Raw genomic sequence first — 23,066 nt, forward strand, 5'->3', positions numbered from 1 at the left:
TTTCAGGTCATCAAGTGCCGCACTATCATGGATACTTCATACACGCAGAGGGAGCAACTGCCCTGATACCAGGAGGTTGTTATTTATTTCAGTTCATCCCGTACAAACTCCACCCTGTTTTTACCGTTTTGCTTGGCGCGATACAGACACTCATCGGCTCTTTTCGTCAGGTTATCCAGGTCTCCACCAAGAGCAAAACACACACCAGTACTAACACTTACGCCCAAACTTCCCCCGTCACCGACAGCAACAGGTGTCATCGCAATATGTTGCCTCAGTGTCTCGCATTGTTCAAGACCGTCATCTACCGATGCGACAGGTCCAAGTATACAGAATTCCTCCCCGCCAATTCGGGCAACAATATCCTCTTCCCTGCTCAAATCCCTCATTGACTGGGCAATCACCTTAATCACGATATCACCGACATCATGTCCATAGGTATCATTCACACTCTTGAAATTATCAATATCAATGATGGCACAATACAGTGGTTCTCCTTTTAGCTCACACCGTGAAACCAATTCAGTACCAGCCTCAAAAAAGTATCGTCTGTTATAGAGGCCGGTGAGAAAATCCCTGATGGCACTTTCCCGGATCTGCTGAAACAGATCGATCTGCTTCAGGCACCTTTGCACCCGGCTGTAAAACTCTTCAACCAAAAAACCGCCCTTAACAATAAAATCATCAGCACCGCTTTTTAAAAAGCGAGCTCCCAGAGACGGGTCATCTTCGGAGGAAACCCCGATAATTGCCAATTGATCAGACTTCTTTTTTTCCCGTATTTTCTGACAAAAACTGGCCCCATCCATTACCGGCATGTTGTAATCGGTGATTACAAGTTTTATTTCCGGGTATTTGTCCAGAATGTCGAGTCCCTCTTCACCGTTATTCCCATTTATGACTCTGTATTTACGAATGTAGAGCAGATCAGACAGCATGCTCCTGTACATGGAAGAATCATCAACCACCAGAATCAGGTTTTCATCATTCTTCTCCAGTTGCTGCATTGCACTGACAATATATTCAAGACTGTTTGGGTCCTCCTTGAGAATATAGTCGGCTACTTTCTTGGACCATACAAGATTTCGCACTTCATCACTCACGTTGGAGGTAAACACAAGAGATGATATCCCCCTGTTCACAACGAGGTCTATCACCTCTCCATTGGGAGCATCCGGAAGGTTGACGTCAAGCAATGCCATGGAAAAAGAGCCCTTTCCCACCTCTAAAATCTTTTCAGTTTCAGCAAGAGATTTTGTCCAATAAACAGGGACATCAAAAACTTTCTCGATCTTTTTTTTAGCAATCCTCCCAAACATATTGCTATCTTCCACCAGCAGAATATTTTGCATTAAATCGTCCCTCTCATGAAGATTGCTTTCCCTTGTCAATTGCGGCTGAAACCGCCTCTCTAATTTAGATATTGTAGGTCAGACTGATAAAAAGCACCAATTATAAATCTCTTTTGGAAATGGTGTCATAGGAAGAAGGTTATTATAGTACCAAAACCAACCCGGATTGAGATTAAGATACAGGGTGATTTGACTTTTGGAGCACCATTACCGTATCCTAAAAGAAAACGAATTACCGGAGGTATAGACGTGACTACACAAACAGGTGCAATCTCTTCAACTATCAGGCAAAATGTACGACAGATAGAACTTTTCTCCAACCTGTCAGATGATGAGATTGACATCCTGGTGAAACATTCAAAAATTCGGTCACTTGTTGAGGACGAAGCACTTTTTAGGCAAGGAGACGATGGTGATTTTTTCGTTATCATCATAGACGGTCGCATAGAAATCACAAAACACACCGAAAAAGAAACCCCTGTTGCTCTCGCCTCCTTGACCCGTGGTGATACACTTGGTGAAATGGCGCTCATCGACCAGGAAAAGAGGTCCGCTTCAGCAATCGCCATCGAGCCCACATCGGTCTTTATTCTTTCCAGGAAAAGCTTCAATCTGCTCGTTGACCAGTACCCCCGGTGTGGAACAAAATTGCTCAGAAAGTTAGCAACAATTCTCTGTAGTCATCTTCGCGAAACCTCACGACTGTTTGCAGAAAGTATCGAGCCAAACCTCCTCACATAGATGATTTGTCTGACATGAAATTGGAGTTGGCACTTCAAACAACAGCCAGCACTATGTGTCCACCTTTTTATAGCAAGATCATTTTGCAGCATATAAAGGAATGGGAGGAAATAACGCCCCAGAAAAGAATGATGACATAACCATACTGGAAATCTGGAAAACCTGACATGTATAGGGAGGATGCCCGCTTCCCTGGAATTCAGCCCCACAAGCAACGCAGTCACTGATTCAGACTCCTGTCCTATAATAAACCCACACGCCTCATTCATGTCGCTTAGCTTAATATTTCGTTTGTCGAGGACTATATTATGGGGGTATAATTCGATAGGGTCCAACTCACTCCATCCTTGAATGGCGAGGTTGTTTATGCTCTTTCTGCTGTTACCAAAAGATGAGCTTAGCACTCTTTTCGAGCTTGTTTCCTATAACGCTGTCATTGGACCAACTCAAAGAGCCATATCGCCTTCCGGTACTACTATATACGGGTATGAATTTCTTTATGATTTTGCTGACCTTGTATTGGACCATACAATGACCGCTCATTCGGCAAAAGAACACTTCCTGCCTCACATACAGACCGTAGCCAGGTACACACTGAACGGACCGACCTGGGAGAAAAAGTCAGACCACCACAATGCGGCTCCAACCGTCTTTTTCGGCATGCATGCCTGCGACATCAATGCGCTCAACAAACTCGACCGGGTGCTGCTCGACACAGCCTACCCCGATCCAGAGTATACTGTCAGGCGTCGAAACACATTCATCATAGGTATCGACTGTGTGCCACAACCTCACTGTTTTTGCCGGTCATTGGGCTGCGATACCGTTCAGCACGGCTATGATATGTTCCTCACAGATATAGGGGACGACTATTTCTGTGAAGTAAACAGCTCTAAGGCCTATGAGGTATTGAGAGGAGTTCGGACCAGGGAACCAGATAACCACGCTAATGCCCAATTTATGAATGCCTCTGCCGTCCGCAGGAAGAGTTTTGAGAACGAGGTTGATACGACCGATCTCATCCGGATTCTTGACCTGGAATTTGAGGCAAAAGCTTGGATAGAATGGGGAAAACGCTGCCTTTCCTGTGGAACTTGTGCCAATGTCTGTCCGACTTGCTACTGTTATGGGGCAGAACATGAGATCGACCTCGACCTGAAAAGCGCACGTAAGAAGAAACGTCTATACTCCTGCAATATAGTCGACTTTGCAGAAGTCTCCGGCGGTTTCAATTTCCGACCTGAGAGTCATGTTCGGTTGAAATACCGATACTATCACAAACATCGTGGATTTGTTGAAGCGTATGAGGAACCACTATGTGTCGGCTGCGGCCGGTGTGGCAGAGCCTGCCTGGCCGGCATCACTGTTCCCGAGGTTATAGCCAGCATCCGTGAGGAGGCGGCAGTCGATGGATAAGCTTTGCACCCGCGATGCTCTTCAACATGCCGATTATGGTACCTGCGCAGAAGCAGGACGTGAGCGGACCGAACCATGGATCAGGGCGGAAATCACATCTGTTTATTCACTCACGGAAACCGAAAAACTTTATCGCTTGAAACTGCTCGGCGAGGATGCCCGTGAGCGTTTTTCATTCAAACCAGGTCAGTTCCTGATGCTTGAGGTTCCAGGCATCGGGCAGGCGCCATTTTCCATAGCCTCAAGCCCCTCCATCAACGGGCATCTGGAACTCTGCATCAGGAAAGCCGGAGCCCTCACCTCGTTTCTCGCAAGGGTCAGCAGAGGGCTGCAAGTTGGCGTCAGCGGCCCCTTTGGCACGTCATTTCCGGTTAAGGCCATGCAGGGGGCTGACATCCTTTTCATTGCCGGCGGCCTGGGAATCGTACCGCTTAGGTCCGCCCTGCTGGCAGTACTGGAAAACAGAAACCATTATGGTTCCGTCGATTTTCTCTATGGTGCAAAAACTCCCGCTTCACTCCTTTTTGCAGGCGATCATGACAGCTGGAGAAGGAGCGACGCTACTCTACGGTTCATTGTTGATCATCCCGGTGACAACTGGTCGGGTCCGGTTGGCATTATTACCGAACTCCTGGAAAATCTTCTCACCCCTGCTCGCCCACTCGAGGTAAATACCTTCGCTATTGTCTGTGGCCCCCCGGTGATGTTTACCGCAATCTGTGACAGGCTGACGGCTGCAGGTTTGCCGATGCACCACATGTTCGTCTCACTTGAACGGCGGATGCATTGTGGCCAGGGGAAATGCTGCCGGTGCAGTATCGGTTCGACATATACCTGCCTTGACGGTCCGGTCTTTGACTACTGGTCGGTCATGAACCTCAAGGAGGCTATCTGATGAATGACGAGCTGACCTATCTGGAGGTGTCAGTTTCCCGGCCAAGAGTGGGTTTTTTTGAACTAGCCTCTTGTGAGGGATGCCAGCTTCAACTACTCAACAATGAGGATAAACTGCTCGATTTCCTCAACCTGTTGGAGATCGTAGAATTTCGAGAGGCCATGAGCGAACCTTCAGGCGACTATCAGATTGCTTTTGTGGAAGGGAGCGTCAGTACCAGAGAGGATATCGAACATCTTCAAACAATCCGGGAAAAAGCAGCTACTCTCGTCGCTTTTGGGAGCTGCAGCTGTTTCGGGGGCGTCAATCAGTTGCGTAACCGGTTTATGAATCGGGACTGGCCCTATCAGCAGGTCTATGGGACCGGGACACTACCAATATCGCCGCTGCCTGAAGTTCTTCCATTATCCGCCGTGGTTCAGGTCGATGTGGAGATTTATGGCTGCCCGGTCAACAAGGACGAGGTAGAAAGAATTATTACCGATCTTGTAGTCGGGAAACCGGTCAGACACCCAAAATATCCAGTCTGTATGGAATGTACGGCTCATGGTTACGTGTGTCTTTTCGATCTTGATGAAGTCTGCCTCGGACCAGTAACCCGAGGAGGATGCGATGCCTGGTGCCCGGCCGGCGGCACAGGCTGCTATGGATGCCGCGGTCCGGCAGAGGTTACGAATCTCGAACAGTTGCTCACGAGTGTACTGGAAAAGGGAATCCCAGTCGAAACGTTGCTCGATCGACTTGAATGTTTCGGTGGATTTCATAAATGGGCCGATCGGCTGCGCAGGGAAAACCATTTTCCCGATACCAGCCAGGAGTGATATGAAAAAAAACCTGGAAGTAAACATTCACCACCTGACGAGAGTCGAGGGGCACGGCAATATTAACATCAGGATACGTGGAGGCCGCGTTGAACAGGCTCTGTGGGAGGTGGTAGAGTCACCACGTTTTTTCGAGCCTATCCTGGTTGGAAAAAGCTGGGAAAACGCGCCGGTCATTACCAGCCGCATTTGTGGCATCTGCTCTATCGGTCATACGCTGGCGAGTATCCGTGCGATCGAACAGGCTTTCGGATATCAGCCCCCGAAGCAGACCCGTCAACTCCGGCTGCTGCTCAAGCATATGGAAACCCTGCAAAGCCATATCCTGCATATTTTTTTTCTGGCGGCCCCGGATTTTCTGGACTGTAACAGCATCCTGCCGCTGAGCTCCACCAGGCCTGAAGTAGTCGACCTTGCAACCCGTTTGAAAAAACTCGCCAATGATGGTGCCGACCTGATAGGAGGGAGAAGGCTCCATCCCACCAGGGCGGTTGCTGGCGGATTTACCATGTTGCCGACAAAAGAAGCGGTGGAAACCCTGCTGCGTCGTCTGGAACTCGCCTTAAGGGACCTCATGACTGCAGCAGATATAGTAGCCTCATTCTCCTTTCCGGACTTTCAGAGAGAAACCGAGTATGTCTCGTTACAGGGCGAGTACGACTACCCCTTTATTGGTGGCTCGCTTATATCTTCGGATGGTATGCGGAAAAAAGAGGAACAGTACCTGGAAATGACCAATGAATATCAGGTACGGCAGTCAACTTCCCGATGGAGCAGGCTGTCACGAGCTTCCTTTGCGGTTGGGGCACTTGCCAGGCTAAACAACAATGGCAGGTTTCTTCATCCGCTTGCCGGAAAACTGGCAAAGCGTCTCAATCTACTGCCGACCTGCAGCAACCCATTTCTTAATACGGCTGCTCAACTGGTTGAATGTATTCATGTAGTGGAGGATTCACGCATTATCATCGACCGGCTTCTTGGGCAGCCCTGGCAGACACCGCGCGTCCAAATAGAAGCAAGGGAGGCAAGAGGAGTAGGAGCGGTGGAGGTTCCCAGAGGGATTCTGTACCATATGTATGCTTTTGATGCCCATGGCCGGATCACCAAGGCCGATTGTGTCATTCCCACAAGCCAGAATCACGGCAACATACAGCTTGATCTAGAACAATTAGCAGCGGATTCTGCCAGAGCAGGACTCGCGGACAAGGTAATTGAGAAGCTCGCATCCATGCTCATCCGGGCCTATGATCCGTGTATCTCCTGCTCTGTCCATTAACCATTACCTACAGGAAAATAACTTCAAAAAAGCAACCATGACGGAGGTGAACTATGGAGATGAAGGGAGAACTTTCCAAACTTGTCGAAAAGCTGAAAACAGAGCGGGACGAAATGAAACTGAAGATGCATCTCGCCTCAATGGAGGCCAAAGGTGAGTTTGAAGAAGCAGAGAAGAAATGGGATCAGTTAAAGTCAAAAGCCTCGGGAATTACAGACGAGACGATCGAAACCTCTGACGAATACATTGCCAAGGCCAAGATAATTGGTGAGGAGCTGAAAGAAACCTATCAGCGCATTGCCAAGCGGTTATCTGAGTAGATACTTGAAACGTGATGTAGATAATCGGTGATATACCACTCCAGATGCCAGGAAACCGTTGGTAGATTTCCGTGTATTACCAATTTTCCACATATCATTTTCATAAACATCGTTTAACCGAAGGCAACGGGATTTGGGTGGTGGAAGCACCTTAAGTTACCGGAAAAGACAGAGCTGTTTATATTCGAATGGCAATGCTGAGACCAGAGCTCAGTTGCTGAAATAATTAGTCAGGAAATACGATGTAACCTTTCTCGCATTTGCACGTCTATTTCTATATATGGTCTCAGAGATTATGAGATCAGAGAAAAAGCCAAATCTGCCGGAAGACAGAGACGGAAAGCTACGGGTCTCAATAGATAACCAAGCCGCCTCAGGAGATGGTAGTTCGACTGTTTTTTATACTAATTCTGATAAAAAGGAGGGGGAAATGAAACAAGATAAATATTGTTATTACATAGCAATAACCACCATCTTGGGTTTTGTGTTATTTTTGTCTTCTTGTGCAAAGAGTAGTAAAACAGAGTACCTTGAAAATATGGGTAACGGCATTTGTCGCCAATATCCTTCAGGGTTAATGTGGCAAGTTGAGAAAAGTCAAAAGTTCTCAAGTTATAAAGATGCTAATCAATATGTGCAGTCACTCAATTTAGGAGGATATGATGATTGGCGGATGCCTACTCCAGATGAATGTCTTAAAATGTCGACACTGATTCAGATGAAAAAGAGTGATTGCCCTATGGAAACAGGTGGAAACCATTGGGTTAAAAAAACGTACAATACTGAAGCTGGACAATGGGAAAGTAATGTCTATTGTGATGGGCCGGAATTTCGATGGATTAAAGATAAAAAAGGAACAGTTAAAGCTGTACGTCCCTGATAAGAGTTTCAATCCTAAAATCGGATTAGCTGGAATAATTACATCTCAAATATCAAATCTAAACTCTTAAGGCCATTGAACGCAGTCTACTCAGTGGCCTTAATTATGTTGCACAACATAGCATATAAATAGTTTCCATCCTAAAATTTGGTGTTTCGAAGTCTACGCTTATCTGGTCCATATCGAGGCAGGTGAAAAATTTAACCGACGTAAAAATCAAGCGGCTGATTTGCGGCGTTGGGCGCTCAATAAAAACTATGTGATTTGAGGGAATGAGATGCCACCGAATACAGATGATCCCAAGGCAGCCCAAGCAGCATCCCCTCGCCAATGGATCAATATAGTTGTAGTGCACCTCTTCATACCACTGGTTCTCTTGGTGTGCGGAGGGGATATCGGTTGGTGGCAGGCGTGGGGCTATTCCCTGCTGATTGTTGCCGCCGGTCTGGTGGGACGCATTTGGGCGGAACAGCGGCATCCTGGATTAGTGGCCGAACGACAGAATATGAAGAAACTCCAAAGTGCGAAAGCCTGGGATAAAGTACTTGCGCCGTTGATGGCGCTGAGTGTGAGTTTCCCACTGGTCATTGTGGCCGGGCTGGATCATCGCTTTGACTGGTCACCCGTATTTCCGTTATGGCTCATCGTGCTTGGCTTTCTCTTCATCTCGCTCGGATACGCTTTCTCTGCGTGGGCATTGATAGAGAACCGCTTTTTCTCCAGCGTGGTGCGGATACAGATGGATCGAGGGCATGTGGTGTGTGATAGTGGCCCCTATCGGATTGTGCGACATCCGGGCTATGCTGGAAGCATGTTGGCACTCCCAGGTATGGTGCTGGCCTTAAGCTCGATGTGGACACTTATTCCGGTGGCGGTGGCGTTCATCATCGCAGTGATGAGAACGGTGCTGGAAGACCAGACTCTACAAGACGAGTTGCCGGGCTATCGCAACTATGCGCGACACGTGCGCTATCGGTTGATTCCTGGGATATACTGAGAGACCTGAGTCGTGAGTCGTGAGTGTACCAAATCAGAGATAGAGGTCCAGCTGAGAAAATTGCGCGCCGCCTAACACGGGCGTTCAAGTGAACCCAATGCCGGTGTGTCGCTCACGCTCCTGCCTTGGTTCACTTACCGCCAACTTTGCAGAAGCGAGATTCCGGAATGCCAGGGAGGACGAAGGTGTAATCAATCAGGGCGGGACCAATGATAAAACACTCTTAGTTATGTAACAGCAAATAATGAAGCTACTGGAAGAAATTGTACTCACCAATTCGATTGAGATCAACACGAGCCCTGAGAAGGTCTTCGGCTTCTTCCTTCAGATTGTCGATGATGCAAGCTACCAGGCCTGGCATCCAGATGACCATGTAGCGTTTCGCCTGATCAAAGGTAAGTTTTGCCAGCAGGGCTCTATCGTGTATGCCGAAGAGTACCTCCACGGAAAACTGCACAAGCTCAAGTTCCTGATCAAGGAGGTCGTGCCGAACAGGAAAATCGAATTCGTGCCCGTCTCCCGTCTCCTTCGAATCTATTTCCCCCGAAATACTTTCATTATCGAAACGCGAAATGGATCATGCGTGTTCACTGCGTCATGTGTGCTTCGCGTGGGACGCTTGGTCAAGCTGCTGGCAAGAAACAGACTTGAACAAGGGCTTTTAAGTATAAGGAAGCATATGAAGGAAGAGGGGGAGAGCATGAAGCGGATTCTTGAGAAGAGGGATTAACATAGTCACGCAGTCGAGGCGACGTCCTAAGAGCTACGTTTCACTGATATCACATGCTGAGAATGGTTTTCTATTAATGGTTTGACGAGTAACTTCTATGGCAGATTTGACATTGAGAAAATCTATCGCTCTCGGGTCGGTTGCTATTCTCCTGCTTATAGAATTTAGTTTTTTCGTCGACTTTTTTTATCCGTTTCGGTTTCTATGGAATCAAGGCAAACTAATCGAGTTCTCCCTGTCATTGATGTTGTTCTTTTGGAGTCTGCTGAGCGCATTCTTACTGTTCCTTAGCGGCCGCAGTATTTTTCGCAAAATAACATTACCTTTCTTTCTGTTTTTCTTTCTTTTTAATATTGGTTGTTTCAGTATCGCAAGCGAGCCTTTAGATTTCCAGCAGGCAGTCATTATCGTGGAGAATTTTCAATGGTGGTTTTGGGCAGTGGTTGAGAATTTTGGCTTGGCTGCACTGCCTTTTGTAATACTTTTTCTTCCATTTATTATTTTCATCGAGCGGTTACCGGAACTTCTAAAATTCAATCTCCCCCCAAAGGCTTATTTCGTTCCAGTAAGCGCAGTGATACTTACCACTTTTGGCCTGCAATACAGTCATGGCTTTTCTGATCGATATCCCTCGTTTTTCAGGATTCCGTCAATGCTGGCATTTGCCGGTCTTAGTCACATTTACGATGGTGAAAGATCTGCGGTTACGTACTCAGGTTCTTTAGATCCACAGGTTGAGAAGATTGTCCTGATGGTGGATGAAAGTATTCGTGCGGACATTCTGGGAATCAATAATTTCGAAAAAAACACCACCCCCTATCTTCTCTCTCTGGAAAGTGGAATCGTGAATTTGGGGTTAGCTGCTTCAGCTTCAAACTGCAGTGATTATTCCAACCTCATTCTCAGGACGGGGGTAAGGAAAAAGGAGATTCCAGACCACAATCAAATGACCTTAAAGAAACCTTCGATTTGGCAATTCACCAGAAAAGCTGGATTTTACAATGTTTACCTGGATGCCCAGAGTGCTGATGAATGGGCAAACTACCAAAACTTCATGAATGAACATGAGGCGTCTTTCGTAGATGAAATCATAAGAGTTCGACAGAAAACCGCCTATGAAAGCGATGGAGTTGCTCGCGACAAATTAATCGATCTCCTCAAGCGACCCGGTAAAACCTTTATCATGTTTAATAAATACGGAATTCATTTTCCCTACTTCAGGAGCTATCCCGAAGAGTATAATTTGTTTACCCCGACGCTTAAGCAAGGTGAGCCAATGAGTGACAGGGAAAAAGCACTAAACTCTTATATGAATGGAATACGTTGGAGTGTTGATGACTGGTTTAAAAACTTGTTCTCTGAAAGCGGATCCTTTAAGAGTTTCGTCATTGTATATACGAGTGATCACGGGCAAAATATCGTCGACGATGGAACACTTGCAACTCACTGCAGGCCGGGGGCGAATCGATTCGAGGGTATTGTACCTATGATAATTTTCTCCAATGACGAGGCAATCTTAGAAAAGTTCAAGGTGGTTCATGTGACCAGTTACAACAAGACAAATCATTTTCAGATATTTTCGTCGCTGCTTGGATTTGCCGGTTACAACAAGTCGTGGAGCCGAACCCATTATGGAGCATCTTTGAACGATTCACCAGGTACCTTGCCGGAATTTTTTGTAGGAGATCTCCATGGTCGTGGATCAGTCAGGCAATGGTTCTCAATATACCCGACAGAGGCTGAAAGTAATTAGTTCACCTCCTAAAACTGCCCTTTTTGTCAATATTTTCGTTATGTTCAACATGACTTCCTCTCAAGGCATGGGGTTTCAAGCATTCCCCGATGGGGACACTAAAGTAATTTCTTCAAATACGATTCGTACCATCTCATCTACATATGAAGTAGAAAGTAAGATCTCAAGCTCACCCTCATCTGTTTTCAAGAATACTCTCGTTTTTGTAGACGATTTTTTGGTCCTTTGTGTATCCTCGACGAGATTCCTGACAGTGCAGGCAGAGCAATGGATCGTATTGCCGCAGCCTTCAGGTAACCTTGCGTATGCACACTCCATTGCCTCTCCACCTAGAAACCCTTGAACTTCCTCCAACGGCTTGCCCAACATCTGCAAAGCTTTATTGTTGGCAGCTGCTATTCTGCCCTCTTCGTTGATAATGGCTACCGGTTTGTCAAAATCGTCCAGGAGATCAGCAAATGATATCCCCTCAAGCTGCCTCATCACCCTCGAATGGCAGTCACTGCACATGCCATGTGTTTGTCTTGTATCTTCAATGGGTTGTTTTTCTCCCATAATTTTTCTACAGTACGAACAAATCAAAATCATCGATATTCCCTATCTGGAAAAAAACTATTTCACCTCATTCTATTTTTTTTCTGCATCTTGTTGTCGAAAATCTTTTAGAAGAAGGCCGAGCTTATTGATTTTAGTATAAAAGTTTTTCTTATGCATCCCGCTCAACTCTAAAGCTTTCTTCAAATTCCCCTGACCAAGCTGAAGTGTCCGCAGGAGATACTCCCGTTCAAAATCTTCCACTGCCTGTTGCTTTGCTTCTTTAAACTTTTGATGTCTCGAATACTGCTCCCCTCCAATTACCCTGACGACATCCTTCAGAAGGATTCTGTTATGTATGGCAAATTGGCTGATCGTAGACAACGTCTGTTTAAGCTGGCGAACATTACCGGGCCAGGGATTATCTACCAGCCGTTCTGCTGCTTCAGGAGTGATTTCGAATGTTTTGTCCTGCATTGTCCCAAACTGAGAGAGAAAATGATATATAAGGGGCATTATGTCTTCTTTACGATTTGATAAAGGTTTAGTCTTGAGGATTCCCCCAGAGAGCCTGTAAAACAGATCTTCCCGGAACAACCCTTCACGGCACATCTGCTCAAGATCTCTGTTTGTTGCCGCTACGACTCGAACATCTGCATGTCGTAAACGTGACTCACCTACTCTCATGTATTCCCCATTATCAAGAAAACGGAGCAGCTTGGCCTGAACATCAAAGGACAATTCTCCAACCTCATCAAGGAAAAGAGTTCCCCCTTCAGCTGCACCGACGTGTCCAACAGCGTTGGCAACTGAACCGGTAAAGGAACCCTTTGCATGTCCAAAGAGCTCAGAATCGGCCAATGAACCAAGAACAGCACAATTAATCGGCTGAAAATAATTATTCACCCGATCGCTGAATTTATGAATCTCCTTGGCCACAATTTCCTTGCCCGTGCCGGATTCTCCCATGATGAGAACCGGGAGATCCATTTTGGCAATCATGCTAATTTCTTCACGCAGCCTGCGCACCGATGATGAAATGCCGACAAGCTCACTGCCTTTTGCCCCGACTGTGGCAGCCGCTAATGATTTTCGCATCCGTTGGAAATGCATCGCCGCATAAACAGCGTATATCAACTGTGATCTGTTAAAAGGTTTGAAGATAAAGTGGGTAAATCCCTGCTTCAAAAACGAGTCAATCTTCTTCTCATCGGGAAGACCCGTAATAACAACCACCTCTGACTCCCTGTTCTGCCGGATAAACTCACGGGCCAACACTTCACCATCCATTAACGGCATGTTGATGTCAATTAAGGCAAGGTCATAACGTCTCTCAGGCAAATGTTTATAGGCATTTTCAGGATCGACAAACGGTTCGACCTCATACCCCTGACTTTCTAAAGCGTCAGTAATAGAGTTGACTATGGATATTTCATCGTCAACGACAAGAACCCTAACCTGCTGATCTTCTTTAACGTGCAGTTGAGACATTGTTAGCCAGCTCCTCCAATTGCCTTATGGTAAATGGTTTTGAGAGAAAGAGGGCTCCAGGGAATTTTTCGCTGCAGCCGATGTCTTTGTCGCCCGACATAAATATTAATCCAGGTAACTTACACTGCTTTCCAAGCCTGGCCATACATGCCAGCCCATCTGTATCCGTAAGACCAATATCTACAAGCAATAGTGTTACAATATCATGGACATTGTCAAATTCCTCCAAAACTTCAGCACAGTTAGAAGCAGAAAAAACTATATGCCCTTTGCGCTGAAGCCCCTCGACAAGATAATCAAGCAGATTGGGATCATCGTCAATCACAAAGAATACGTGCCTGGTGTGATTATCTGCAGGAGGCTGGGTGGTTGTAACCTTGAATGCTTGTATGTTCCTTAATTCATCTGGGAAAATGGCAGGTAGCCGTAAGATAAAACATCCACCCCCGGAAAGATGTGTGGAGACATCCAACTGACCATCGTTGTCCTCAGCTGTTTTTCTGGCAAAAAATAAGCCAAGCCCATGATGCTTGTCTCTTTCCTTGGTCGTAGTGAAAGGTGAAAAGAGATTCTCAGTTATCTGAGGATCAACACCAGGTCCACCATCACTGATAACGACCTTAATCCATGGTTTTCTACTGCCATCAGAATCCATGGATACCTCACAAAGAACTTCTCCACCCTCGGGCATCGCTTCTATCCCATTTTCAACCAGATAGAAAAGCATCAGAACGAGATCACTGTACAACCCTTTTACTTTTAAAAAGGAGTTGTGGCACTGAAGCTTGATGGAGTATTTTGGTGAAACTGTCCGAAGTGCTCGTATCGCTTCCTCGGCAATAGTAGTAAAACTCCATACACTTTCCTTTGTCTCAACGAGCCTGGCAAACCCGAACAGAACCTCAGTCTCGTTTATTGCTCTGTTGACCAGGGTCGTTGGTGTATCCAATTCACTCTTTTGCCTTGACCTTTCAGACATCTGGAGGTTACCGAGAAGTCCTGAAAAAATATTATTATAATTATGCGTTATTCCCCGTGTTACCAGCTGCAGCGAACGAAGATACTTCAACTCTTTACACAGCTCCAGCATTGCAGGTGTCATTTGCATTGAATCTGGCACTCCTACTCTGTTTTCCAACTTCCCATATATCTGTTTTTTGTCACTCACACCATCGTCTCACGATTTCCTTTACGAACAAACAATTTTGATAAAGCCACAGAAATGTCTCCAACTGTAGCAGGCTTTCTTAGAAACTCCAGACATTCTTCCTTGTTCAGAGCAGCCTCAACCTCTGTTTCATCATCTCCAGTACAGACGATGATGGGTACTTCATTATTTACCTTACGTATACCTTTGATAATCTGATATCCATCTTTATTGGGCATCTCGATATCTGTAAAAAAAAGAGAATGCTGCGTCCTGCCTTTCAAAATCTCCTGCAGTGCCTCCTGACTGTCGGCATATGAGTCCACAACAAAGTTCAGCCGCTGTAAGGCAGTTGACAGGTAATTTAGAACAATTGTATCATCATCTACCAGCAACACCCTCCGTCCTTTCCCATCAAATCTCTTTGCCTGCAATGTTTGATCAGGCCTCGGCACCTCTTTGCATGCCAGCACCGGCCAGCTTACAAGAATGGAGGTCCCTCGCAGTGGAGAGCTGAAAGCGACCTCAATTCGACCTCCACTTTCTTCGACAATATCTTTACATACCGAAAGCCCCAAGCCCGTTCCTTTTCCTTCTTCTTTGGTCGTGAAAAAAGCCTCAAAAACCCGATGACTGATATCAGCGGGAATACCTTGTCCAGTGTCCGTTACACTCATCTGTAAAACAGGACCTAAAGAATCACTGTAACTTTTCTGTAAACCTATTGTAATAGTCCCACCACTACTCTCCATGGCCTGAAAACTGTTGGTTACAATATTCATAAAAAGCTGGCTGAACCTGGTGGGATCAATAAGAACAGTCGGAAAGTCTCCATCAATGTCATGGGATATCGATATTTTCGGAGGAAGAAAGGACCGAATCATTTTGATACTTTCTTTTATCAACGGGACAAGATAAATCGACTCCTGTTTTTTTTCTTTTCCCCTTGAGAAGGCTAATATCTGCCGAACCAACTCTTTTGCTCTTTCTCCTGCAATAAGAATCTGGCTGATATGATCCTGTATAAGCGCATCCTTCGCATATCTCATCTTGATGAGGTTGGCATATCCGACAATAGGAGTGAGAATGTTATTAAAATCATGGCTTATTCCTGCTGCCAAAACGCCGATAGCCTCTAATCTTTGAGTCTGTAGATATTTTTTCTCAATCTCTTCTTTTTCATTTGCGATTTCCAATTCATGACTCAAGTCATGTTTTACGGCGACAAACCTGATTATTTCATTACTGGAATTACGTATAGGGGTAATCTTTGCTTTTTCCTGAAAGAATGTGCCGTCTTTTCGTCTGTTCGTCAGCTGCCCTGTCCAGTTGCGGCCCGTCGTAATGGTTGACCAGAGAGAGAGGTAAAAGCTATCGTCTTGGGCACCGCTTGTCAGAATATTTTTCTCTGTGCCGATCCATTCTTCCGGTTCATAGCCAGTGACCCTGGTAAATGATTCGTTGGCAAACTCGAGTCTTCCTTTCGCATCTGTTACCAAAATTACATCATCAGCTTGTGAAATTGCCGAATGAAGAAAATCAAACTGTTCTTCCTTATCTTTTCTATCAGATACATCTTTAGTCGTTCCCACGAAAGTAACAGGAACGCCTGCAACATCATCCTTAATGACAAAACTGATGTCAACCGTCCGGGTCCCCCCATCTTTATGATACAATTCCACTGATAGCCGGTATTGCTGTCTTCGACCAACTGCCGTTGCAGATCTCCCGAGCGCCTTGGTGAGCAGTTCCCTGAAACGGACCGCAGAGTCCGGGGTCATTTCATCTTCAAGCATAAACCCCTGATATTCCTCAACTGAATATCCGATTATGTTCCTGATAGATGGGCTACAATACTTATAGCGAAAATCAAGGTTCCGCTGCCAGAGAACCTCACCGACAAAGTCTTCAAAATCCTTTACCAGTGCTTCACGCTCATTGAGTCGCCTGCTTCTTTCTTCAAGTTCCAACTCAACACTTATCCACATATTTTCCCTGATACACCTCGTAGCGGTTTCATAGAGGTACGATGGGGAAAATGGTTTGAGAAGATAGGCTGAAGCACCCATTTCCAACCATTTTGTAGAGAGTTCAGGCTGCGTATCACATGTAACCATAATAGTTGTGGTATCCGGATAGTCCGTTGCAATTTTTGGCAGCAGACCGTCTCCTTTACCATCAGGCAGATGATAATCGATAACAACCAAATCATATCGTTTCTGAGCCAGCTTCTCAGAACCAATTGCAACGCTCACTGCAGTCTCGATCTGCCAATGATTCAATGTGAACTTATTTACGACCATGCGGCGTAATACAGGATCGTCCTCAATAAAAAGAGCCGAATAACGGTTGGCTTTTGCTCGTACTCCATTAGCAAGGTCTTCGATTTCCTGTGTAAGATTTAAAAAAGTATCTTTAAGCTGCACATAGCTGTCAGCTCCCATAGACCTGGCAATCCCACCGCCATGCTGATGAGAATACAAATGAGAAACCATGACCCAGGGAACACTATGCAAACAGGAAAGATCTGCTGATCGAAGCAGATAACAATCTCTCTGTGCCTGTACATCATCCATTCGTAACTCACTGATTAGGATATCCGGGACTGAAAATTGATCGATAGAGCAGAATAATTCCTGAGCTGAATCAAAGCAGATTGGCTGCCAACCCATATGATAAAGATTCTCGACAATCTTATTGCGCCAGCTCCCTACTTTCATTATGACCGCAATTTTCATATCTCCCTCTCTGGCTCTATTAAGTCAAACGTGCCCTCTAAAAGACCTAGCATAATTCACGCCACTTTTTCTTCTGAAGCAAAATATGACCATGTAAAGAGACGTTCCCAGAGAAGCTGTCGCTTACATTTATTTGTATTTCAAAAGGGATAGCTAAAAAAGTAGATAGGACCTACCTTGGATGTTTACTCCAGGATGAGTTGAACAAAAGAACTTTTGGATAACATATTACTGCTGCGGCTCTATTAATATGCCTCTGTTGAAACATGGTGAACATGTTTGTGGTGGCAAAAAAACTACCTGGACTATTCCGAACAGAGACAACCAACTATTGATGGGTCTTATACTTTTCAAACTAAGGGGTTATAACGCTTTAAGCGTCAAGGAGCTCTCGAACACTTACAGCCAGATCTTTTTTCAATACTGGCTTGAAGAGAAACTTTTTAATCCCCTGCCTACAGGCACTTTCTTCATCTATATTTTCACTAAACCCGGTACAGAGCACAATGGGCATATCAGGTCGCAGGTCGAGTATTCTTTTAGCTACTTCCAGGCCTGTCAGGTCAGGCATGGTGTAATCGGTTATGACCAGATCAATCAGACCTGGTGACCCCTCAAATAATTCCAGGGCCTCAAAAGCACCGCAGGTCCCCAGAACTCGGTAGCCAAGCCGCTCCAATTGACTTTTGGTCATTTTCACCAGCAATTCTTCATCATCAATGATCATGATCGTTTCTCTGCCACCCGGCAGAATGCCTTCTGCTTCATTATCTTTTCCCTGACCAACAGTCTCCGGCAGAAACAGATGAAATGTAGTGCCCTCATCAACAGCACTTTCTACAGTAACGGCTCCGCCCAGGTCAGCCATGATGCCGTAGACAATGGAAAGCCCCATCCCTGTTCCAATTCCCTCTTCTTTCGTAGTGAAAAACGGATCGAATATCCTATCCAGGTGGGATGGCTCAATACCTCTGCCCGTGTCTGTTACAGATAGTTGTAAAAACTGTGTTTTTCTCCTGCTGGCATCACGCATAATCCACCCTGGCGGTTGGCTGCATTTGCCAAGGGAAATATTCAGCGTACCGCCATCTTCCTGCATGGCATGATAGGCATTCGTGCACAAATTCATTATGACCTGATGAATCTGAACAGGATCCGCATACACAGCCCCTTCAGCGATGGTTATGTCCTGCACGATAGCAATAGTTGTGGGTAAGGTGGAACGAAGAAGTTTTATCACTTCCTTAAGGACCGTCAATAAATCCAAATGCGTCTTTACAGTTTCCGACTGTCTGCTGAAAGTAAGAATCTGACCGACAAGATCCTTGGCTCGGCTCCCGGCCCTCATAACATTGTTCAGATCATGCCACGTTCTGGACTCCCTAACGACATCTTCCATCGCCATGTCTGTGTATCCAAGCATTGCGCTGAGTATATTATTAAAATCATGCGCGATCCCGCCGGCAAGAGAACCTATGGCTTCCATTTTCTGGGCCTGGCGCAGCTGTCTGTTCATATCCGCCTTGGCCCTTTCTGTAGAAAGCTGATTTGTCACATCAACAGCCAGGGAAAGAAGTTGCTTCTCACCATTAACAACAATCACCACTCCGGTATAGTCACAAAAGATGTCCTCTCCGTCCGCCTTTTTCAACCGTAGCCTGAGATTTTCTACCTTCCCCTGTTCCTTCAGTATTGCAATAAGCCTGCTCCTGTCCTCGGTGCTGATAAAACCGAGGTCGATAGATGTTGTGCCTATAACAGATTTTTTGTCATACCCGGTGACATCGAAGAACGTTGTATTGGCATTGATATATTTTCCCGATGAGATCTCGCTTAGGGTCATGAGGAGCGGGGAGCTATCAAATGCCTTTTCAAAAGACTGCTTCAGCCCTATCTTATCCGTAATATCAGAAAGAGTTCCTAAAATAATGGATGGCTCCTGCTCACCTGGTTCCAGTATTGCTCTTCCTCTTCCCAAAACCCACAGGTATGACCTATCCGCTTTGCGCAATCTGAATTCATGCTCAAAGTAAACCATATCCTGTACTGCTGCCTTCAGTCCTTTGAGCACCCCCTTTCTTTCACGGGGATGAATCATGAGAGCAAATGTCTCAGCATCAAAAGTTGCTGATTGTGATGGATAATCAAGCATCTGGAGGCAACGGCTGTTAACTCTGAGGCTTTCATTTTTCAGATTCCATTCCCATATACCATCATTTATTGCTCCCAAAGTATCTCGAAATTTCTTTTCGCTGGTGCTGATGGTGATGGACTGGTTCGCCATCTCCATAATCATTTCTGCCAGCATGGTGAGAAAGGAAAGGATCTTATTGTGTTTGTCAGGAGGTATAATGGGTACCTGCTTTATTGCTGCCAGATAGTCCGCCTCATTAAAACCGTACTTTCTGGCCTGTAAACGAAACCTCTCAAGATCCTTTTCAGTCAAAGATGCATGGAAAAATTGACCAGTGAAAACAGAGGCGAAATGCTCGCCATCGACCGTTACGGGACAGCAGGAATCAATAAGTCCCAGTGGGCACTCATAAATGATATTATCTTCACCCTTATCCAGCTTTTCTTTGATAAAGAGATCACTCTGACGGCACAGCGTGAGGGTTTGTGGGTTCTTCCTGTGAAATTCAAGGCAGACAGTCTGCCATCCAGCCTGGGTCAGAATCTCTCCGTCTGTATCAACAAGAGCAGAGGGTATACCGGTAGCATCATACATCGATTGAAACAGCGCTTGTAGTTTTGATCTATCAAGTAGTTGGGCAATATTCTTTTGCAAAAGATTCTCTCCGGCACAGCAGGACTTTTTAGTTTATCAACTCTCCGGAGCTATTATAGGTCAATACTCATAAGAATGGAAATATGTACAGAAAAATAATCAGGATAATTCTCTGATCAAAACTACAGCCTGGCGGCAACTTTACCACCAGGAATAGACTGGATATTTATGTATATATTTTAAAACGTTATGCGCCCAGTTATTTCATCCTGCCGGCAGTAACCTCAAAGACACGTTCCAGATGGTTTCCTTTTTACCACCACCTGAACCGGTTTGGCCAATGACTCAAAACATCACTATGTTCTGAGATTCCACAGAAGAACACATATCTAACTATATTTAGGTCATAACAACCCCTCACGACCCCACACAGTAGTATTTTCAGGGAACCTGGCACGATATATGCTTCTCAGCACAATAGATACCACTCGTTTGAACTCAATATCCAACAAAACAAATGCATCAACACAAGGAGAGTAAACTATGCTGAAAAAGATGAAACTGGCCATGAAAATAGGAGCGGGATTTGGTGTAGTCATTCTGCTTCTGGTCATTATCTCTGTAGTTGCCTGGGAAGGACTCAGCAGTGTGAAAGAAGGTTTTGTCACCTACAGAGGACTGGCACGGCACACGAACCTTGCTGGCCGCCTGCAGGCCAATATGCTCATGGTCCGGATGAATGTGAAAGACTTCAATGCCACAGGTAGTGCAAAAGACATTCAGCAGTATGAAGAGTATGTAAAGAAAATGGATGGTTTTATAGAAGAAGCTCATAAGGAGATTAATAAACCGGAAAGAGCAGAGAAAATTGATATTGTTACAGATAAGATGCATGAGTATGAGAAAGCTTTTGAAAGGGTCAAGGAAATTCGCGTTGAACGCGACATGATAGTAGGTGAGAGGCTTCGAGGGTATGGACCCAGTATGGAGAAGAGTTTAACGGAGATCATGAAAACCGCCAAAGAAGATGGTGATGCCGCTGCAGCTTATGAGGCGGGGATCGTTCTTCGGCATATGTTACTGGGCAGGCTCTATGGGCAGACATATCTCAGTACTAATGCTCCTGCTGATTTTGATCGGGTAAAAACTGAATTCTCTGGTGTGTTCAAAGGTGTTGGAATCCTCGATGAAATGCTTCAAAATCCAACCCGGCGAGCCCTGAACGACAAGGTAAAGGAGGAGGCAACGATTTATATCGCTGCATTCACGGAGCTCGATACTATAATTCAGGAACGCAATGATATCATTGCCAACACGCTGGATAAGATCGGACCGCAAGTTGCTGCTGCAGTTGAGGAGGTGAAGCTTTCAGTTAAAGCAGAACAGGATGAGCTCGGCCCTATCTTACAGGCCAAGAGCCAGAATGCAATCCGCCTCATTACGATGGCCGCTGTAATTGCTACTGTTATAGCAATTATAGCAGCTCTATTTATCACCAGGACCATCACCGCTCCGGTTCAGAGGGTTGTTGATTTTGTCGATAAACTCGCCAGCGGTGACTTTACCATGAAGCTTGATATAGACCAGGAAGATGAAATCGGCAACATGTCGCGCGCACTGAGCCAGACTGTTATTGAGCTTGGTACAATGATCAAGGAAATAATTAATGGTGTCAACACCCTCTCTTCATCCTCCACTGAGTTATCTGCAATTTCCACCCAGCTCGCCGGCAATGCCAAGGAAGGCTCGTTAAAGGCCACTGGCGTGGCTGCAGCAGCAGAAGAGATGTCAACCAACATGAGTTCTGTTTCTGCGGCTATGGAACAGTCTTCGAGTAATGTCGGCATGGTAGCCACGGCTGCAGAAGAGATGTCTGCCACAGTGAACGAAATTGCTCAGAATGCCGCAAGGGCCAAGGGCATCTCTGAAGAAGCTGTTGTTCAATCGCAAAATACCTCAATTAAAATTAATGATCTCGGCCAGGCGGCCAGCAAGATTGGCAAGGTGACAGAAACCATCACCGACATTTCCGAACAGACGAACCTGCTGGCCCTCAACGCGACCATCGAAGCAGCACGAGCGGGAGAAGCCGGAAAAGGATTTGCTGTTGTCGCAAACGAGATAAAAGATCTGGCCAAACAGACCGCAGAAGCTACGGTTGACATTAAAAATCAGATTGAGGGAATGCAAACAACAACTGATGGCACAATTACAGATATTGAGAAAATAGGTGAGGTCATTAATGAGATAAATGAAGTCATCACAACGATCGCCACTGCAGTGGAAGAACAATCGGCTGCAACCGCTGAGATCTCGAACAATGTTGCTCAAGCTTCGGCAGGAATCGGAGAGGTCAACGAAAATGTTGCCCAGAGTTCTGTTGCAATCGAGGATGTTACCAGAGATATCTCAGAGATTAGCAGTACATCAGATGAAATCAATTCTGCAAGCAATAATGTGAACGACAGCGCGACCGAACTGTCCCAGCTGGCAGAGCAACTCGACAACCTGGTCAAGAGGTTCAAAATCGCTTAGTTTTGCATCTCGCTGCAGTCTGCTTGCTGGCGTGAAAAGAACTGATTTTAAATCGTTACAGGAGACAATCCCAAACAAAGAGGTCTGCCGAATTATATTATCTGGCAACTTGATATCGGCGGGCCTCTTATAATGCAAAATCAACGTGAGAGCACACCTCAATTTTTTTGATAAAATTGTCAGTTTTTCACAAGAAGTCTCATCAGCTAATGGGTAGACATTTCATTGGCCCAGCAAAAACCGAGGTCCATTATGACAACATTTGATTCTCTATTGAATTTTCACGCAGATTCCTTAACCATCACCTATAAAGACCGGGTTATAGTTGACTTAAGCAATGTGCCAAAATCGGCCAAGGCCAGGATATATAGCGGTTATACTTCGGATACTACCGGAATAAAGACGCCTTTCAACGTTATAGATTCCGAACAACCCTTTGACCTGGGTTTTACTCTTTTATCATTGCAATCATTTCTTTACATACTGGTTGAAAACCGTCTTGAGCTTGATGGAATGAGTGTCGAAGATGACTTTATCGAGGCCTACTGTCACATAATTGACAGACATTGGCTTTCAAAAAAACTATATGAAAGCAGGACCATACCTTCTCCCATGTACTCCTGAGGGGAAGAGCATTCTAAGCGCATACCCTCACCATAACAAAACAACCATCCACGAAGGGGACATTATAAAGAAGGTTTTTACTGTTTAA

At 45.5% G+C, this 23,066-nt stretch carries 18 protein-coding genes and 1 riboswitch; of the genes, 12 read left to right on the plus strand and 6 right to left on the minus strand.

Annotation, left to right across the window (positions count from 1 at the left end; genetic code table 11):
* Positions 1–83 precede the first annotated feature (83 nt).
* Positions 84–1,352, minus strand: coding sequence for a diguanylate cyclase (locus GA520_RS16250; protein WP_163338593.1), 1,269 nt, complete (start codon positions 1,350–1,352; stop codon positions 84–86).
* 249 nt (positions 1,353–1,601) lie between these two features.
* On the opposite strand from GA520_RS16250, the gene GA520_RS16255 reads away from it, so the two are divergent.
* From GA520_RS16255 to GA520_RS16300, 10 genes are all read left to right on the plus strand, one after another.
* The gene (locus GA520_RS16255) at positions 1,602–2,093 is read left to right on the plus strand and encodes a cyclic nucleotide-binding domain-containing protein (RefSeq protein ID WP_163338592.1); all 492 of its coding nucleotides are present in this window, start codon (positions 1,602–1,604) and stop codon (positions 2,091–2,093) included.
* 366 nt (positions 2,094–2,459) lie between these two features.
* Positions 2,460–3,509, plus strand: a complete 1,050-nt coding sequence (locus tag GA520_RS16260) for a 4Fe-4S dicluster domain-containing protein (RefSeq protein ID WP_163338591.1) — start codon at positions 2,460–2,462, stop codon at positions 3,507–3,509.
* Positions 3,502–4,404: an FAD/NAD(P)-binding protein gene (locus GA520_RS16265; protein ID WP_163338590.1), complete on the plus strand. Its 903-nt coding sequence runs from the start codon at positions 3,502–3,504 to the stop codon at positions 4,402–4,404. Before GA520_RS16260 ends, GA520_RS16265 begins: the two co-directional genes overlap by 8 nt.
* On the plus strand, positions 4,404–5,225 hold the full coding sequence (locus tag GA520_RS16270) for an NADH:ubiquinone oxidoreductase (RefSeq protein WP_163338589.1): 822 nt from the start codon (positions 4,404–4,406) through the stop codon (positions 5,223–5,225). The genes GA520_RS16265 and GA520_RS16270 overlap by 1 nt, the downstream gene beginning before the upstream one ends.
* A 1-nt stretch (position 5,226) precedes the next feature.
* Positions 5,227–6,501: a Ni/Fe hydrogenase subunit alpha gene (locus GA520_RS16275; RefSeq protein ID WP_163338588.1), complete on the plus strand. Its 1,275-nt coding sequence runs from the start codon at positions 5,227–5,229 to the stop codon at positions 6,499–6,501.
* Between the two features lie 53 nt (positions 6,502–6,554).
* Positions 6,555–6,821, plus strand: coding sequence for a hypothetical protein (locus GA520_RS16280; RefSeq protein ID WP_163338587.1), 267 nt, complete (start codon positions 6,555–6,557; stop codon positions 6,819–6,821).
* A gap of 302 nt (positions 6,822–7,123) precedes the next feature.
* Positions 7,124–7,197, plus strand: a riboswitch (cyclic di-GMP riboswitch).
* A gap of 54 nt (positions 7,198–7,251) precedes the next feature.
* Positions 7,252–7,701, plus strand: coding sequence for a DUF1566 domain-containing protein (locus tag GA520_RS16285; RefSeq protein WP_163338586.1), 450 nt, complete (start codon positions 7,252–7,254; stop codon positions 7,699–7,701).
* A 277-nt stretch (positions 7,702–7,978) separates the two neighbouring features.
* Positions 7,979–8,698 carry an isoprenylcysteine carboxylmethyltransferase family protein gene (locus GA520_RS16290; RefSeq protein ID WP_163338585.1) on the plus strand — a complete coding sequence of 240 codons (720 nt, stop codon included), beginning with the start codon at positions 7,979–7,981 and terminating at the stop codon, positions 8,696–8,698.
* Positions 8,699–8,942: 244 nt separating this feature from the next.
* Positions 8,943–9,428 carry a hypothetical protein gene (locus GA520_RS16295; protein ID WP_163338584.1) on the plus strand — a complete coding sequence of 162 codons (486 nt, stop codon included), beginning with the start codon at positions 8,943–8,945 and terminating at the stop codon, positions 9,426–9,428.
* Between the two features lie 97 nt (positions 9,429–9,525).
* The gene (locus GA520_RS16300) at positions 9,526–11,181 is read left to right on the plus strand and encodes a sulfatase-like hydrolase/transferase (RefSeq protein WP_163338583.1); all 1,656 of its coding nucleotides are present in this window, start codon (positions 9,526–9,528) and stop codon (positions 11,179–11,181) included.
* 75 nt (positions 11,182–11,256) lie between these two features.
* Here the strand turns inward: GA520_RS16300 and GA520_RS16305 are convergent, their stop codons facing one another.
* The 5 genes from GA520_RS16305 to GA520_RS16325 all read right to left on the minus strand — a co-directional run bounded on the left by GA520_RS16305 (position 11,257) and on the right by GA520_RS16325 (position 19,879).
* A complete protein-coding gene (locus GA520_RS16305) occupies positions 11,257–11,736 on the minus strand; it encodes a PAS domain-containing protein (protein WP_163338582.1) in 480 nt (159 codons plus the stop codon).
* A gap of 72 nt (positions 11,737–11,808) precedes the next feature.
* Positions 11,809–13,206: a sigma-54 dependent transcriptional regulator gene (locus GA520_RS16310; protein WP_163338581.1), complete on the minus strand. Its 1,398-nt coding sequence runs from the start codon at positions 13,204–13,206 to the stop codon at positions 11,809–11,811.
* Positions 13,187–14,314 carry a hybrid sensor histidine kinase/response regulator gene (locus tag GA520_RS16315; protein ID WP_163338580.1) on the minus strand — a complete coding sequence of 376 codons (1,128 nt, stop codon included), beginning with the start codon at positions 14,312–14,314 and terminating at the stop codon, positions 13,187–13,189. The genes GA520_RS16310 and GA520_RS16315 overlap by 20 nt, the downstream gene beginning before the upstream one ends.
* Positions 14,315–14,370: 56 nt before the next feature.
* Positions 14,371–17,091, minus strand: a complete 2,721-nt coding sequence (locus tag GA520_RS16320) for a response regulator (protein WP_163338579.1) — start codon at positions 17,089–17,091, stop codon at positions 14,371–14,373.
* Positions 17,092–17,464: 373 nt separating this feature from the next.
* A complete protein-coding gene (locus GA520_RS16325; RefSeq protein WP_163338578.1) occupies positions 17,465–19,879 on the minus strand; it encodes a PocR ligand-binding domain-containing protein in 2,415 nt (804 codons plus the stop codon).
* 483 nt (positions 19,880–20,362) lie between these two features.
* On the opposite strand from GA520_RS16325, the gene GA520_RS16330 reads away from it, so the two are divergent.
* On the plus strand, positions 20,363–22,354 hold the full coding sequence (locus GA520_RS16330) for a methyl-accepting chemotaxis protein (protein WP_163338577.1): 1,992 nt from the start codon (positions 20,363–20,365) through the stop codon (positions 22,352–22,354).
* A 252-nt stretch (positions 22,355–22,606) separates the two neighbouring features.
* Positions 22,607–22,978, plus strand: coding sequence for a hypothetical protein (locus tag GA520_RS16335; protein ID WP_163338576.1), 372 nt, complete (start codon positions 22,607–22,609; stop codon positions 22,976–22,978).
* Positions 22,979–23,066 lie beyond the last annotated feature (88 nt).

The sequence above is a fragment of the Desulfopila sp. IMCC35008 genome (assembly GCF_010646885.2).
Lineage (GTDB): Bacteria > Desulfobacterota > Desulfobulbia > Desulfobulbales > Desulfocapsaceae > Desulfopila.

Bases quoted from the DNA above. Each gene is read 5' to 3' on its own strand.
- GA520_RS16295 (WP_163338584.1), top strand. From the start codon at position 8,943: ATGAAGCTACTGGAAGAAATTGTACTCACCAATTCGATTGAGATCAAC.
- GA520_RS16285 (WP_163338586.1), top strand. From the start codon at position 7,252: ATGAAACAAGATAAATATTGTTATTACATAGCAATAACCACCATCTTG.
- GA520_RS16260 (WP_163338591.1), top strand. From the start codon at position 2,460: ATGCTCTTTCTGCTGTTACCAAAAGATGAGCTTAGCACTCTTTTCGAG.
- GA520_RS16300 (WP_163338583.1), top strand. From the start codon at position 9,526: ATGGCAGATTTGACATTGAGAAAATCTATCGCTCTCGGGTCGGTTGCT.
- GA520_RS16265 (WP_163338590.1), top strand. From the start codon at position 3,502: ATGGATAAGCTTTGCACCCGCGATGCTCTTCAACATGCCGATTATGGT.
- GA520_RS16275 (WP_163338588.1), top strand. From the start codon at position 5,227: ATGAAAAAAAACCTGGAAGTAAACATTCACCACCTGACGAGAGTCGAG.
- GA520_RS16270 (WP_163338589.1), top strand. From the start codon at position 4,404: ATGAATGACGAGCTGACCTATCTGGAGGTGTCAGTTTCCCGGCCAAGA.
- GA520_RS16305 (WP_163338582.1), bottom strand. From the start codon at position 11,736: ATGGGAGAAAAACAACCCATTGAAGATACAAGACAAACACATGGCATG.
- GA520_RS16335 (WP_163338576.1), top strand. From the start codon at position 22,607: ATGACAACATTTGATTCTCTATTGAATTTTCACGCAGATTCCTTAACC.
- GA520_RS16290 (WP_163338585.1), top strand. From the start codon at position 7,979: ATGCCACCGAATACAGATGATCCCAAGGCAGCCCAAGCAGCATCCCCT.
- GA520_RS16330 (WP_163338577.1), top strand. From the start codon at position 20,363: ATGCTGAAAAAGATGAAACTGGCCATGAAAATAGGAGCGGGATTTGGT.
- GA520_RS16250 (WP_163338593.1), bottom strand. From the start codon at position 1,352: ATGCAAAATATTCTGCTGGTGGAAGATAGCAATATGTTTGGGAGGATT.
- GA520_RS16310 (WP_163338581.1), bottom strand. From the start codon at position 13,206: ATGTCTCAACTGCACGTTAAAGAAGATCAGCAGGTTAGGGTTCTTGTC.
- GA520_RS16315 (WP_163338580.1), bottom strand. From the start codon at position 14,314: ATGCAAATGACACCTGCAATGCTGGAGCTGTGTAAAGAGTTGAAGTAT.
- GA520_RS16280 (WP_163338587.1), top strand. From the start codon at position 6,555: ATGGAGATGAAGGGAGAACTTTCCAAACTTGTCGAAAAGCTGAAAACA.
- GA520_RS16320 (WP_163338579.1), bottom strand. From the start codon at position 17,091: ATGAAAATTGCGGTCATAATGAAAGTAGGGAGCTGGCGCAATAAGATT.